The organism is Pseudomonas sp. S06B 330 (assembly GCF_002845275.2).
Classification (GTDB): domain Bacteria; phylum Pseudomonadota; class Gammaproteobacteria; order Pseudomonadales; family Pseudomonadaceae; genus Aquipseudomonas.
Window position 1 is genome coordinate 2,681,920 of the sequence record NZ_CP088149.1, and the last position, 13,979, is coordinate 2,695,898.

17 protein-coding genes and 1 pseudogene are annotated in these 13,979 nt (G+C 59.9%); 13 read left to right on the plus strand and 5 right to left on the minus strand.

The annotated features are described in order from the left end of the window. The first annotated feature begins 70 nt into the window (after positions 1-70). From CX511_RS12025 to CX511_RS12040, 4 genes are all read left to right on the plus strand, one after another. Positions 71-802, plus strand: coding sequence for an SDR family oxidoreductase (locus CX511_RS12025; RefSeq protein ID WP_101293307.1), 732 nt, complete (start codon positions 71-73; stop codon positions 800-802). 27 nt (positions 803-829) lie between these two features. After that, on the plus strand, positions 830-1,420 hold the full coding sequence (locus CX511_RS12030) for a 2-hydroxychromene-2-carboxylate isomerase (protein WP_045179939.1): 591 nt from the start codon (positions 830-832) through the stop codon (positions 1,418-1,420). Positions 1,421-1,519: 99 nt separating this feature from the next. Further along, positions 1,520-2,149 (plus strand): LysE family translocator, encoded by a 630-nt coding sequence (locus tag CX511_RS12035; protein WP_177327741.1) that lies wholly within the window; start codon positions 1,520-1,522, stop codon positions 2,147-2,149. A gap of 16 nt (positions 2,150-2,165) precedes the next feature. Beyond that, entirely contained in the window at positions 2,166-3,041 is an 876-nt protein-coding gene (locus CX511_RS12040; protein WP_045179943.1) for an alpha/beta fold hydrolase, read from the plus strand. A 21-nt stretch (positions 3,042-3,062) separates the two neighbouring features. On the opposite strand, the gene CX511_RS12045 is transcribed toward CX511_RS12040, so the two are convergent. Then, positions 3,063-3,971, minus strand: a complete 909-nt coding sequence (locus tag CX511_RS12045) for a LysR family transcriptional regulator (protein ID WP_082071280.1) — start codon at positions 3,969-3,971, stop codon at positions 3,063-3,065. Between the two features lie 96 nt (positions 3,972-4,067). Between CX511_RS12045 and CX511_RS12050 the strand changes: the two genes are divergently transcribed. The 4 genes from CX511_RS12050 to CX511_RS12065 all read left to right on the plus strand — a co-directional run bounded on the left by CX511_RS12050 (position 4,068) and on the right by CX511_RS12065 (position 7,463). Beyond that, positions 4,068-4,952, plus strand: a complete 885-nt coding sequence (locus tag CX511_RS12050; protein ID WP_101293306.1) for a pirin family protein — start codon at positions 4,068-4,070, stop codon at positions 4,950-4,952. 91 nt (positions 4,953-5,043) lie between these two features. Next, positions 5,044-5,730 carry a hydrolase gene (locus tag CX511_RS12055; protein ID WP_045179949.1) on the plus strand — a complete coding sequence of 229 codons (687 nt, stop codon included), beginning with the start codon at positions 5,044-5,046 and terminating at the stop codon, positions 5,728-5,730. Between the two features lie 54 nt (positions 5,731-5,784). Next, complete coding sequence (ycaC, locus tag CX511_RS12060) at positions 5,785-6,411, plus strand: isochorismate family cysteine hydrolase YcaC (RefSeq protein WP_045179951.1); 627 nt, start codon at positions 5,785-5,787, stop codon at positions 6,409-6,411. A gap of 119 nt (positions 6,412-6,530) precedes the next feature. Further along, positions 6,531-7,463, plus strand: coding sequence for a DNA-3-methyladenine glycosylase family protein (locus CX511_RS12065; protein WP_177409701.1), 933 nt, complete (start codon positions 6,531-6,533; stop codon positions 7,461-7,463). Here the strand turns inward: CX511_RS12065 and CX511_RS12070 are convergent. Continuing rightward, complete coding sequence (locus tag CX511_RS12070) at positions 7,451-7,678, minus strand: DUF6555 family protein (protein ID WP_045179953.1); 228 nt, start codon at positions 7,676-7,678, stop codon at positions 7,451-7,453. The two genes, CX511_RS12065 and CX511_RS12070, sit on opposite strands and share 13 nt — an antisense overlap. 180 nt (positions 7,679-7,858) lie before the next feature. Between CX511_RS12070 and CX511_RS12075 the strand changes: the two genes are divergently transcribed. The 5 genes and pseudogenes from CX511_RS12075 (at position 7,859) to CX511_RS12095 (ending at position 11,471) form a co-directional block, all read left to right on the plus strand. Next, on the plus strand, positions 7,859-8,119 hold the full coding sequence (locus CX511_RS12075; protein ID WP_045179954.1) for a DUF1652 domain-containing protein: 261 nt from the start codon (positions 7,859-7,861) through the stop codon (positions 8,117-8,119). 261 nt (positions 8,120-8,380) lie between these two features. After that, positions 8,381-9,268: pseudogene (yghX, locus tag CX511_RS12080) on the plus strand (YghX family hydrolase). A 99-nt stretch (positions 9,269-9,367) separates the two neighbouring features. Further along, positions 9,368-10,087 carry an SDR family oxidoreductase gene (locus tag CX511_RS12085; RefSeq protein ID WP_101293305.1) on the plus strand — a complete coding sequence of 240 codons (720 nt, stop codon included), beginning with the start codon at positions 9,368-9,370 and terminating at the stop codon, positions 10,085-10,087. A 211-nt stretch (positions 10,088-10,298) separates the two neighbouring features. Continuing rightward, the gene (locus CX511_RS12090; protein WP_045179959.1) at positions 10,299-11,054 is read left to right on the plus strand and encodes an SDR family oxidoreductase; all 756 of its coding nucleotides are present in this window, start codon (positions 10,299-10,301) and stop codon (positions 11,052-11,054) included. A gap of 21 nt (positions 11,055-11,075) precedes the next feature. Next, positions 11,076-11,471, plus strand: a complete 396-nt coding sequence (locus CX511_RS12095; protein ID WP_101293304.1) for a cupin domain-containing protein — start codon at positions 11,076-11,078, stop codon at positions 11,469-11,471. A gap of 85 nt (positions 11,472-11,556) precedes the next feature. On the opposite strand, the gene CX511_RS12100 is transcribed toward CX511_RS12095, so the two are convergent. From CX511_RS12100 to CX511_RS12110, 3 genes are all read right to left on the minus strand, one after another. Further along, entirely contained in the window at positions 11,557-12,324 is a 768-nt protein-coding gene (locus tag CX511_RS12100; RefSeq protein WP_045179963.1) for an SDR family oxidoreductase, read from the minus strand. 22 nt (positions 12,325-12,346) lie between these two features. Next, positions 12,347-13,414 (minus strand): phosphotransferase family protein, encoded by a 1,068-nt coding sequence (locus CX511_RS12105; protein WP_045179965.1) that lies wholly within the window; start codon positions 13,412-13,414, stop codon positions 12,347-12,349. Positions 13,415-13,609: 195 nt separating this feature from the next. Further along, entirely contained in the window at positions 13,610-13,927 is a 318-nt protein-coding gene (locus CX511_RS12110; protein ID WP_101293303.1) for an SCP2 sterol-binding domain-containing protein, read from the minus strand. Positions 13,928-13,979: the final 52 nt, after the last annotated feature.

Genomic DNA, 13,979 nt, shown 5'->3' on the forward strand with positions numbered 1-13,979 from the left:
GGCTTGACGAAGCCTGAATCATAGCATAGCGTTCGTTTACTAAATGATCGTTTACCAATGGGGGCGATAAATGACTCAAGGCAAAAAAGTGGTGTTGGTCGTGGGGGCCGGCGATGCAACGGGTGGAGCGATTGCCAAGCGCTTTGCCCGCGAGGGTTATATCGCCTGCGTGACCCGGCGCAGCGCCGACAAACTGCAGCCGTTGGTGGACGAGATTCGTGCCGAGGGCGGTGAAGCTCACGGCTTTGCCTCCGATGCGCGCAAGGAAGAGGAGGTGGCGGCGCTGGTCGAGCAGATTGAAACTACCCTGGGGCCGATTGAAGCCTTCGTGTTCAACATTGGCGCCAACGTGCCCTGCAGTATTCTCGACGAGACGGCGCGCAAGTACTTCAAAATCTGGGAAATGGCCTGTTTCGCTGGCTTCTTGACCGCTCAGGCAGTGGCGCGACGCATGGTTACCCGTGAACGCGGGACTATCCTGTTTACTGGGGCCACTGCCGGTTTGCGGGGGGCTGCTGGTTTTGCCGCATTCGCCGGGGCCAAGCATGGCATCCGCGCCCTGGCGCAAAGCATGGCCCGGGAACTGGGGCCTCGTAACATTCATGTTGCGCACGTGGTGGTGGACGGTGCCATAGACACCGCCTTTATTCGTGACAGCTTCCCAGAGCGCTATGCGCTTAAAGCGCAGGACGGCATCCTTGATCCCGCACACATTGCCGACAGCTATTGGTTCCTGCACGCACAGCCGCGTGATGCCTGGACCTTCGAGCTCGATCTGCGGCCGTGGATGGAACCCTGGTAAGCCCTCACAACAATAAGGAGCCGTGCAATGAGCAAGACCGTCGAATTTTTCTTTGACCTCGGCAGCCCAGCCAGTTACCTGGCCTGGACACAATTGCCAGCGCTGTGCGAACGCCACGATGCGCAACTGGTGTACCGGCCGATGCTGCTGGGCGGGGTGTTCCAGGCCACCGGCAATGCCTCGCCGGTTACTGTACCGGCCAAGGCACGTCACGTGTTCGTGGATTTGCAGCGTTATGCCAAACGCTACGGCGTGACCCTGGCGTTCCCGCCGGGGTTTCCAATCAATACCCTCAACTTGATGCGTGCGACCACCGCTGTGCAGGTGTTCCAGCCTGAACGTTTGCAGGCCTTCCTGGCAGCTGTATTCCCGGCGTTGTGGGAGCAGCAGCGCAATCTGGGTGACCTTGGCGAGCTGGCGGCTGTATTGCAGCAAGTTGGTTTCGACCCCGAACAGATTCAGGCCTGGTGTGCTGATGCTCAGGTCAAGGAGGCGCTCAAGGCTACGACCGAAGAAGCAGTGCGTCGTGGCGTATTTGGCGCGCCCACCTGCTTTGTCGGCGAGCAGATGTTCTTCGGCCAGGACCGCTTGGAGTTTGTCGCCGAGGCGCTCGAGTAACTAGGACAGTCAAGTGTAGCGGCATTATTTTTAGCAACTGTATGGCTTGGCCATGGCAGGACTCCGTTAGTGTCAATCACAGCCCTGACCCTCCCTGGAATGCCTGTCATGCTCAGCTCACTCGACCTGATAACTGCCTTTGTGCTGTTCGCTTTTGTGTCTTCAATCACCCCCGGGCCCAACAACACTATGTTGCTGGCCTCCGGGGTGAATTTTGGTGTGCGCCGCTCGATCCCGCATGCCTTGGGCATCAGTGTTGGCTTCATGGTCATGGTGCTGGCGGTGGGCTTTGGCCTCGGTGAGGTGTTCAAGGCGTACCCGCCGATCTACACGGTGCTGCGTTATGTGGGGGCAGCCTACCTGTTATACCTGGCATGGAAAATCGCCACCTCCGGGCCGTTGTCGGTGAGCAGCTCCGCGAGTCGCAAGCCCTTGGGTTTTTGGGGCGCGGCGGCGTTTCAGTGGGTCAATCCCAAGGCCTGGGTCATGGCAGTAGGGGCAATCACTACCTATACACCTGCCCAAGGCTATGTCACCAACGTGATCGTGATCGCGGCGGTGTTTGCCTTGGTCAACCTGCCCAGCGTCTGTGTCTGGGTGATGTTTGGTAGCGCTCTACGCAGCGTGTTGCAGAAGCCACGTTGGCTGATGGCGTTCAATATGTTGATGGCAGCGCTGTTGGTGATATCGCTTTACCCGCTGCTGTTTGTAGAATCGAGCTTTTCCTGAATGAGTACGCTGGCACATGCAGTTGATTCCCTGGTCCCATGACACAAGTGCTGGCTTTACCTTGCGCGGCTGGCGCTCAGCCGCCAGCGGCAAACCGTTGCTGCACTTTCTCCACGGTAATGGCTTTTGCTGTCTGGTCTACCAGCCATTGCTGGCGCGCCTGGCCGAACACTTCGACCTCTGGCTGTGCGATGTCCAGGGCCATGGCGACAGTGATCATGGCGGCCCGTTCCAGGGCTGGAATCGCACGGCCGAACTGGCGATCGAGGCCTTCGAAGCAGGCCGTGGGGAATACGCCGATGTGCCACGCTTTGCCGTTGGCCACAGTTTTGGCGGCGTGCTGACCGGGCTGATGCTGGCGCGTCAGCCACAGTTGTTTGAGCGGGCGGTATTGCTCGACCCGGTGCTGTTCAGCCGCTCGATGATGGGCATCATGGGCGCCGCTGCGCTGGTTGGCCTGCACCGCCGTCATGCCTTGGCGCGCAAGGCCGCGAACCGTCGAAGTCATTGGCCCGACCGCAGCGCCGCACGTGCTTCGCTGGAAGGCCGGGGGATTTTCAAAGGCTGGAGCGAGCCGGGCTTGCAGTCCTACCTAGACCATGCCATCGGTGATTGTGGCGAAGGCGTGGTACTTAAATGCCGACCCAGCCGCGAAGTGGAAATCTTCAGCTCATTTCCACGACGCATGTGGGCCTCGTTGACTCGGGTGCAAACACCGACGTTGGTGCTTTATGGCGAGGACACCTATCCCTTCGTGCCGCAGTCTGTGCAGCGTTGGGCGCAGGACAATCGCCAGGTCACGGCGCAGCAGGTGGCCGGGGGGCATTGCTTTATGCAGGAAGATCCGACGGCCTGCAGCGAGCAAGTGCAAGCCTTCCTGCAGGCGAACTGATCGCGGCAACAGCCGCGATCATCAGGCGATATCGCTGGCCTCAAACTCTGCTGCAAGAAAGTCCAGCAAACTGCGCACCGAGGGCAGTAATCCGCGCCGCGAAGCGAACACCGCATGCACCACGCCACACTGTGGTGCCCAGTTGGGCGTGGCGTGAACCAGGCGGCCAGCGTCGAGGTCTTCGCGTACCACCACCAGTGGCAAATGCACGACGCCAACCCCGGCCAGCGCAGCCTGACGCAACACCACCAGGTCATCGGTGACCAGCCGTGGAGTGTGCCGCAGGCTGGCACTGGCGCCATCCGGGCCTTGCAGGTTCCAGTGGTAATCACGCTGCGGATTACCCCAATGCAAGCTCGGCAGGCTGGTGAGGTCCGCTGGCACCGGGCGTTCCGGCAGGCGTTGGATCAATTCAGGTGTGGCCACCAGGTGCTGGGTGCTGCGCGCCAGTACCTTCATCACCAGGTCACTGCTTTCCAGCGGCGGCACCCGCACGCGTAATGCGATGTCGATACCTTCCTGAATCAGGTCGACGTGGCGATTGGTACTTTCAACGTGCAATTGCACCAGTGGGCACTGGACCATGAACTTGGTCAGCATGGCCCCCACCCAGAAATCCAGCAGGGCCGTCGGGCAACTCAGGCGCACCACCCCTTGTGGTTCGGCACGGTTGCGTTCGATCAGTTCGGCGGCACCCTCGGCTTCTACCAGCATCGCCACGCAATGGCGGTAATAGGCCTGGCCGATTTCGGTCACTGAAAAGTGCCGGGTCGAGCGATGAATCAGCCGTACACCCAAGCGTTCTTCAAGGCCGGCGATGCGTCGACTGAGTTTCGATTTTGGCATGTCCAGGGCGCGACCGGCCGGGGCAAAGCCACCGTGATCGACTACCTGGGCAAAGTAGTAAAGGTCGTTAAGGTCTTCCACCAGTGTTCTCCATATGGAACGCTGAAGGCAGTTTAACCGATCTACCGCAGATGCTGTTGCGCTCGTAAGGTGTACCCATACACGAGAGGAGGCAATCTCATGAAAAAGATTCAAGGCGTCTACAGCAGCCCCAACCCACATTGGGTCGGTGACGGCTTCCCAGTACGTAGCCTGTTTACCTACGACAACCTGGCACAGCACATCAGTCCGTTCCTGCTGCTGGACTATGCCGGTCCCCACGATTTCACCCCAACCACGGCGCGCCGTGGAGTCGGCCAGCATCCCCATCGCGGTTTCGAGACTGTGACCATCGTCTACCAGGGCGAACTGGAGCACAGGGATTCAACCGGTGCAGGCGGCCTGATCGGCCCGGGCGATGTGCAGTGGATGACCGCAGCCAACGGCATTCTCCATGAGGAGTTCCATTCGCCGGCATTCGCGGCCAAGGGCGGCACGCTGGAGATGGTGCAGTTGTGGGTCAACTTGCCCGCCAAGGACAAGTCGGCAGCGGCGGGGTACCAGACTCTGCTTGCCAGCGATATTCCTAGCGTAGCGCTGGGGGCCGGCAGCGGTAACGTGCGGGTCATCGCCGGCGAGTACCGTGGTCACAAAGGCCCGGCGCAGACCTTCACGCCGATGGATGTCTGGGACCTGCAGCTCAAGCCGGGTGCTCCAGTGCGCCTGCCTAGCGCTGCAGGACGCAGCACGGCGCTGGTGGTATTGCGCGGCAAACTGCTGGTCAACGGTGAGCGTGCCGTCGGCCCTGCACAGCTGGTGCTGTTCGACCGTGCCGGTGACGAGTTGCTGCTTGAAGCGCAAACCGAGGTGTCGGTGCTGCTGCTCAGTGGCGAGCCGCTGGACGAGCCCATCGTCGGTTACGGCCCGTTTGTGATGAACAGCGAGGCCGAAATTGCCGAAGCGTTTGAAGACTTCAAGGCCGGTCGTTTCGGCCAGATGAGTGGGGCGGGCGCCTCACACAACTAGAGCTACGCTCAATAACCCGAAGGCTGCCCTCGGCGGCCTTTGACTTGGGCTGCGGGCACAACTCGCAGTTTGACCTCAAGGAGAATGTGTCATGAGTACATTTGCCAACGTTGCCAATTTCAATGGCCAGGTCCCGCGGATCGATCCTGATAACGCCGCGATGTTGCTGATCGATCACCAGAGTGGTCTGTTTCAGACGGTCAAGGATATGCCCATGACCGAACTGCGCGCCAACGCCGTTACCCTGGCCAAGGTTGCAAGCCTGGCCAAGATCCCGGTGATCACCACTGCCTCCGTGCCACAGGGCCCTAACGGTCCGTTGATCCCTGAAATTCACGAGGCTGCACCGCATGCCAAGTACGTTGCTCGTAAAGGTGAAATCAATGCCTGGGACAATGAAGAGTTCGTCAAGGCAGTAGAGGCCACCGGTAAAAAACAGCTGATCATCGCCGGTACGATCACCAGTGTGTGCATGGCGTTCCCAAGCATCAGCGCCGTCGCGGCAGGCTATCAGGTGTTCGCGGTGATCGATGCCAGTGGCACCTACTCGAAGATGGCCGAAGAAATCACCTTGGCCCGTGTCATGCAGGCTGGCGTGGTACCGATGGACACCGCTGCGGTCTGCTCGGAAGTTCAGCGCACCTGGAACCGTCCAGACGCGCAACAGTGGGCTGAGGCCTACAGTGCAGTGTTCCCACACTACCAATTGTTGATCGAAAGCTACCTCAAGGCGCAGCAAGTCGCCAACGAACACGAACAGCTGGATTCGGCACGCTGATCCCTCATGTCCGGTGCTACAGGGCACCGGCCTACCTATGCAAGGAGTTAGACCATGAGCAAGCCCTACGTACGTCTGGACAAGAACAACGCTGCAGTCCTGCTGGTCGACCACCAGACCGGTCTGCTGTCACTGGTGCGTGACATCGATCCCGACAAGTTCAAGAACAACGTGCTGGCTGTAGGTGATCTCGCCAAGTACTTCAACTTGCCGACCATTCTCACCACCAGTTTTGAGACCGGCCCCAACGGCCCGCTGGTACCCGAGCTCAAGGAACAATTCCCGGACGCGCCGTACATTGCCCGTCCTGGCCAGATCAACGCCTGGGACAACGAAGACTTCGTCAAGGCGGTCAAGGCCACCGGCAAGAAGCAACTGATCATCGCCGGTGTAGTGACCGAAGTGTGCGTGGCGTTCCCGGCACTGTCGGCCCTGGCCGAAGGTTTTGATGTATTTGTGGTCACTGATGCGTCGGGGACCTTCAACGCCCTGACCCGTGATTCGGCCTGGGACCGTATGTCGCAAGCCGGCGCCCAACTGATGACCTGGTTCGGTCTGGCCTGTGAGTTGCACCGCGACTGGCGCAACGACATTGAAGGTCTGGGCACACTGTTCTCCAACCATATCCCGGACTACCGCAACCTGATCACCAGCTACAACACCCTCACCAACGGCAAGTAACGCCGTTCTGCGCACCGCAGCTGGGCGCTCACAGCGCCTGGCTGCGGTGCTTTTCGCCGTTTGCGCGAAATTCTTTGTAAGATCCCTGTTGGTGTCGAACAACAGGCGATGATTCCCGGATGAAAGCGCTCACCTCCCTTCAAGGCTATAGCCGCAGCATAAAGAGCCGGACGGTGCTGACCGTGTGGTTGCGTTACCGTGCGCCGTATCATTGGCCATCGATGCTGAGTTTTTTAAAGGCGCGCTCGATCCCGGCCATCGAGGTGCTCGAAGCCGGTGCGTATTGGCGTACCGTGGTATTTGCAGGGCGGCAGGGCATTATTGAATGTCGCCCGGTGAGTGGACAGCGCCTGGCAGTGCGTATTCACGGTTTACCGGCAGCGCTGTTGCCAGGCATGGTCGCACGCCTGCGCAGGGTGTTTGATCTGGATGCTGCCCCGGCGTTGATTGAAGGTCAATTGCGCCGCGACCCGCTGATGGCACGACTGATCGCACAGCGTCCGGGATTGCGCGTGCCGGGTGGCTGGGCGGCGTTCGAGCAGGTGATGCGCACGGTATTGGGCCAGCAGATCAGCGTTGCTGGGGCAATCACCCTGGCCGGGCGCCTGGTCGCTCGCCATGGTCGACCATTAGCCTCCGCGCTGGCTGCTGATAAGCGCCTGACTCATGTGTTTCCTGAGCCACAAGCCATCGCTGAGGTCGATCTCAGTGACCTGGGCATGCCCCGTTCGCGAGCGGCAACCCTGTCGGGCATGGCAAGGGCCATGCTCGACGATCCACGGCTACTGCAGGCCGACAGCGACCTGCAAACCTGGGTAAAACGCCTGTGTTTGCGGCGTGGTATCGGGCCTTGGAGCGCCCAGTACCTGGCCCTGCGCCAACTCGGTGATGGCGATGCGTTTCCGCTGGGCGATGTGGCGCTGCTCAAGGCTATTCGATTGCTGGAGCCCGAGCAGACACCGCTGGCTGAGCGCGCCCTGCATTGGCAACCCTGGCGAGCTTACGCGGCCCAACATTTGTGGGCATCGCTCAGCGGGCCTCAGCCAGATTGACGCCAGGTCACCTCGGTGATGCCGTAGCGCTCAGCCAAGGGTTTACTGACTTTTTTCACTTTATCCAGATTGGAGCGTGGAATCTTGCCAACCCCGGCATCACAGCTTGCCCAGTGCCAGGCCTCGGCATTGTCCATCCGCTCGGCACGAATGATGAACGACTTGGGGGTGCCATGCAGTTGATAGTTGATCACGAAAAGGTTTGCGTTGTTCATAGGGCGTTGACGATCCTTTGCAATCAGTGACCGGAAAAGTCTTTCCACTGCAATGAATGAGTGTTGGATCGGTGGAAAAATTCAATCGAATTTCACTCAGCGCCAAGCATTATCAATTGGCGTACACTGGCTTGTTGGTGGTACTTGAAGCTTTGGGCTTTCCACTACGAGGATCGCACCATGTCATTGATTGGCGTTTCCACCCTTGAGCTGCGCCAGCTCATCGAGCGGGCGTTCGAGCCAGACTGCTGTGAGGTGTCCTGTGCTGATGGGGTATGGCTGACCATCCGGCTAGGGCAGGGCGACGACTTGATCGTCACCGAAGTGCGCCTGGACAGCCTGACCACCTGTCATGACGTATTTACCCTGGTCGGCCAGGTGCGAGAAGAGCAGCGCCTGGGGCGTAGTCAGACGGACACCCGGGGCAGTGCTATTGCTTGAGGTGTGTGCAGAACCCATCGCGGGGCAAGCCCGCTTGCACAGTGCCCCGCGATCGGTTGGCTACACGGCGGTCTCATGCAGGTGCCGCCCGTGTTGCCAACCGCGGCAATTTCCTGCCGATCATCAATACGAGTCGCCAGCCCCGGTTGTTTGCCACAAGCCTGGTGGCACAGCCTGTGCGGATAAGCGCGAGGGTCGGGCACGCCTGCTTTAATCAAGCTGATCCCCCGTACCCCGACTGACTCCACCGAGTGCGCAGCCATGGAACGTCTCACCGCCAGCCATTTTGCCCCTGAATTGCTCGAACTCTATGACTATTACGCTCACGGTCGGATCAACCGACGCGAATTTCTCGACCGCGCGGCGGCCTTCACCTTCGCTGGGATGACGGCCAGCGCCTTGTTGGCCTCGTTGAGCCCGAACTATGCCCTGGCCGAGCAGGTGCAATTCACTGATCCGGACATCCTTGCCGAGTATGTCAGTTACCCGTCAGCCAAGGGCCATGGTCAGGTCCGTGGCTACCTGGTACGCCCGGCCAAGGTCGAAGGCAACGTGCCGGGGGTTGTCGTGGTCCATGAGAACCGCGGCCTCAATCCCTACATCGAAGACGTTGCCCGGCGTCTGGCCAAGGCCGGATTTATCGCGCTGGCGCCCGATGGGCTGAGCTCGGTGGGGGGTTACCCTGGCAATGACGACAGGGGCCGCGAGCTCCAGGCCACGGTCGACCCGCAAAAGCTCATGAACGATTTCTTCGCCGCTATCGAATGGCTGATGCAACACCCCAAGGCCACCGCCAAGGTTGGCATCACCGGCTTCTGCTATGGCGGCGCAGTGGCCAATGCTGCAGCGGTGGCGTATCCGGAGCTGGGCGCCGCAGTGCCTTTTTATGGCCGTCAGGCTGACGCCAAGGATGTGCCGAAGATCAAGGCACCGTTGCTGCTGCACTATGGCGAGCTGGACACGCGCATCAATGAGGGGTGGCCAGCCTATGAACAGGCACTGAAGGCGGCCGGCAAAACCTACGAAGCCTAAATCTACCCCGGCGCCAATCACGGTTTTCACAACGACTCTACCCCACGCTACGACGAAGCGGCAGCGAACCTCGCCTGGGAGCGAACCTTGGCATGGTTCCGGCGTTACCTGGCATAGCTGTGGCTACATATCTGGATACAGCTGGCCAATTGCCAATTCGTTAAGGCTCTGTTCGCATGCCTGATTGAGCATGCAAGCCACGTCAGGAGACAGGCGATGAGAACCATGGTGGTAGGGGCAAGCAAAGGGTTGGGCAGGGCGTTGATCGAGGGCTTGGGCGAGGCCGGTGATAGCCTGATTGGCGTGTCGCGTAGCAGGCCTGAAGGGCTTGTAGCCCAGCCAGGTGTTCAGTTGCAGTGGATCGAAGCTGATCTTCTGCAGCCTGTGCAGGCGGTAGAAATCCTCGAACAGGCCCTCAAGGAGCAAGGGCTGGACACCCTGATCTACAACCTGGGTATCTGGGAACAAAAGGCGTTCACCTCGGCGTATGACTTTCTCACTGATGACGATGCGCAGATACAGGCCATCGTCACCTGCAATATCAGTGCCCCGTTGTTGTTGCTCAAGCGCTTGTTGCCGCGACTGCTGCAAAGTTCCCGGCCACGGATCATCCTCACTGGATCAACCTCGGGATTGGCAGGTAGCGGACGTCCGGAAGTGGCATTCGGCGCCTCCAAGTTCGCCCTGCGTTGTATCGCCGATACCCTGCGTGAGGGCTATCGCCAGCAGGGGCTGGGTGTGACCTGTTTGAACTTGGGTTACCTGAACACCGACGACCCGCTGGCCACCCCGCGTGAGGAGGCCGAGCAGCGGGGAGAGGGGCAGTTGATTCCGCTGCATGATGTGGTTCAAGTGGTGCGCATGGCCTTGAGCCTATCGTCGGCCAGCTTTGTGCGAGAGCTGACCTTGCCAGCGATACAGGATGAGCGCTTCTGATCGAAATTAACCCAGAATCTTCCCGGTGCGAGCCAGTCTTGCTGGCGAGCGGACCCGCCAACCACTGGTCCGCACTGACGCGTGGCGACGCAAACTACGGCTAGCATGGAGGGTTGCAATACAACCGTCCAGCAGGCCCTCATCCGTCCGGCAGGTCCGTCTTCCTGCGGCGTCGATAATGCCTGCCGCCCCCTATGCGGGAGACTCAGTCATGAAAGTCGTCGTGATCGGTGGTACTGGCCTGATCGGTACCCAGCTATGCACCATCTTGCGAACGAAGGGGCATAAAGTGCTGGCCGCTTCGCCGCAAACCGGAGTCAATGCCCTGACAGGTGAAGGCCTGGAGGACGCGTTGACGGACACGCACGTGGTCGTTGACGTGGCCAACTCCCCGTCGTTCGATGATGCTGCCGTGTTGGCTTTTTTCCAAACCTGTGGGCGCAACCTCTTTGCTGCTGAGAAAGCTGCCGGGGTGGGGCATCACATCGCGCTTTCGGTTGTCGGAACCGAGCGCATGCTCGCCAGCGGCTACTTTCGGGCGAAGATGGCCCAGGAAGACCTGATCAAACAGTCGGGCGTGCCCTTTACCCTTGTGCGCGCCACGCAGTTTTTCGAATTCATGGGGGCTATTGCTTATTCCGGCGCCGACGCCAACCTGGTGCGTTTGAGCACCGCCGCGTTGCAACCGGTAGCCTCGGCTGATGTTGCTCAGGCACTGGCCGACCTTGTCGAGCAAGCGCCTGCCAACTGCACGGTAGAAGTCGCCGGGCCTGAGCGCAAACCCTTGGTGGACTTCGTGCGTAGTTATTTGAAGCACCATCAGGACGCCCGTGAAGTGATCGCCGACCCTCAAGCGACTTACTTCGGCGCTCCCATCGATGATCAATCGCTGACCCCCGCAGCCGATGCTCGGCTGGGGGCTTTGGATTTTCAGAGCTGGTTGGCGAACACACCGGTGCAACGTTGATCATCGGATCAGGAGAGCGAGATGCGCATCCAGCCTTTGCTTTTGTTTGCAGCCTTGATGAGCGCTACGTCAGTTCAGGCGCAGGCCCCGGCGCCCGCCGTGACGCCAGTGATGACCCAGGCGCTGCCCGACTATCCAGGTAAGGAAGTGTTGGTGCTTGAGGTGGAGTACCCGCCAGGCGGCGCCGACCCGGTGCACCGTCACGACGCCCACGGCGTTGTCTATGTGCTCGAAGGTTCGGTGGTCATGGGCGTCAGAGGCGGCAAAGAGGTTACCCTTGGCCCCGGCCAGAGCTTCTATGAAGGTCCCACCGATGTGCACACAGTCGGTCGTAATGCCAGTCAGGAAAAGCCGGCAAAGTTTGTGGTGTTCCTGCTCAATGATGCCAACAAACCACCCGTGCTACCGGCGCAGTAAACGATTCATCGTGGGAGAGCTGGCTTTGCCTGCGATGCAGGCGCCGCGCAATGACTGACACGGCGCCGATGATGTCGCCAATCAATCAGGACAGGAAGCCACCATCGACATTCAGCGCCACACCGGTGGTGTAGCTTGACGCATCGCTGGCCAGGTACAACACGGCACCGGCCATCTCTTTCGGATCGGCCACCCGTTTAAGAGGAATCTGCTGCAACGCGGTGTTGAGGATGGCATCGTTCTTGACCAGCGCCGAAGCAAATTTGGTGTCGGTAAGGCCTGGCAGCAGGGCGTTGCAGCGAATGCCGAACTGCGCGCACTCCTTGGCGAAGACTTTGGTCATGTTGATCACGGCCGCCTTGGTCACCGAGTAGATACCCTGGAAGATCCCCGGCGATACGCCATTGATCGAGGCGACGTTGATGATGCTGCCGCCGCCGTTGTCACGCATCAGCTTGCCGGCTTCGACCGACATGAAGAAGTAGCCTCGAATGTTCACGTCGACGGTTTTCTGGAACGCACTCAGGTCGGTGTCCAGTACGTTACAGAATTGCGGGTTGGTGGCGGCGTTGTTGACCAGGATGTCCAGGCGCCCGAACTGTTCGCGGATGCCAGCAAACACGGCGCTGATCTGTTCCATTTCGCCGATGTGGCAGGCAATGGCCGTGGCGTTGCCACCGGCGGCGACGATGGCGTCGGCTACTTGCTGGCAGCCATCAAGCTTGCGGCTGGAGACAATCACATGGGCACCTTGCTGGGCCAGCAGGTGGGCAATAGCCTCGCCGATGCCACGGCTGGCACCGGAAACAAAGGCGATCTTACCGTCGAGGTCGAACAGTTGGGTCTTGGACATGGTCTTTTCCTTGTTATAGTCGTCAGAGGCTGGAGGTGGCAATGACCTGCAGGCTCATGTGCTCCAGCAGCTTGTTCATGTGAATGAACTGAGCGAAGCGCTTGTCCTGGGTCTGGCCGTGGTAGAAGCGGTAATAGATCTGCTGCACTATCCCGGCCAGACGGAACAGGCCATAGGTGTAGTAGAAGTCATAGTTGTCGATGCTGATCCCCGCGCACTTGGCGTAGTAATCGACGAACTGCTGACGGGTGAGCATGCCAGGGGCGTTGCTCGGCTGACGTCGCATCATCTGCATCGGTGCCGGGTCAGTGGCTTCGATCCAGTAGGCCAGGGTGTTGCCCAGGTCCATCAACGGATCGCCGATAGTGGTCATTTCCCAGTCGAGCACGCCGATGATGCGCATCGGGTTCTCGGCATCGAGGATGACGTTGTCGAAGCGGTAATCGTTGTGCACGATGGCAGGCTTGGGATGATCGGCCGGCATCTTCTCGCGCAGCCAGGCGATGACCTTTTCCCAGCGTGGGGCATCCGGGGTCAGGGCCTTCTCGTAGCGGCTGCTCCAGCCTTCGATCTGACGCTGTACGTAACCTTCGGGCTTGCCCAGGTCGCCCAGGCCACAGGTGTTGTAGTCCACGCGGTGCAGCTCGACCATGCGCTCGATGAAGCTCTTGCACAGCGCTTCGGTGCGCTCGGCATCCAGGCCCAGTTCCGGCGGCAGGTCCGAGCGCAGGATGATGCCCTTGACCCGGTCCATGACGTAGAACTCGCCACCAATCAGTGATTCGTCGGTGCAATGCACATACGCCTTGGGGCAATAGGGGAAGCCGCTGTTGAGCTGATTGAGAATGCGGAACTCACGCCCCATGTCATGGGCCGACTTGGCCTTGTGGCCAAACGGCGGGCGACGCAGGACGAACTCGCGCTCAGGGTACTGCACCAGGTACGTCAAGTTCGACGCGCCACCGGGGAACTGACTGATGCGCGGCGTACCACTGAGGCCGGCAATGTGTGCCTTCAGATAGGGGTCGATGACCGTGGCATCGAGTTCTTCGCCGGGGCGGACCTGGGTGGACTGGTCAGTGAGCGTCATGCTTTTCCCTTATGATCGGAGCCAGAGATTATTGGTTAATCTAATTCTCGCAACAGACTCGAACAAGTCTGGCACAGCCTTATAGGTCAGCGTGTTGCAGGTCGATCAACGCCCCTGATGGCGGGGCGTAATGCCCAGGCGAAAAAAAACCGAAGCCGTTAAAGGCTTCGGTTTTATTGACCATCAGCGCAGGGCTCAGGCCGGGAACAGCTCGCTCAGCTTCATCGACAGCATCATGTCGCCTTCGACGCGCAGCTTGCCGCCCATGAACGCCTGCATACCGTCGGTGTCGCCGCTGACGATACCTTTAAGGGTTTCGCTGTCCAGCACCAGAGTGCAGTTGGCGTCGGCGTTTTCGCCTTCCTGGATTTCGCAGGTGCCATCCTTGACGATCAGGGCGTAGTGCTTGTCTTCGTCAGTGATGTTGAAACCGAAGACCAGGTCCAGGCCGGCAGCAGCGGCAGGGTTGAACTTGGCTTTCATCGCTTCGACGGCTTTTGCTACTTCGCTCATGGTGTGTTCCTTATTAAGTGATTACGACAACCTATCAAGGTTGCCACGGGCC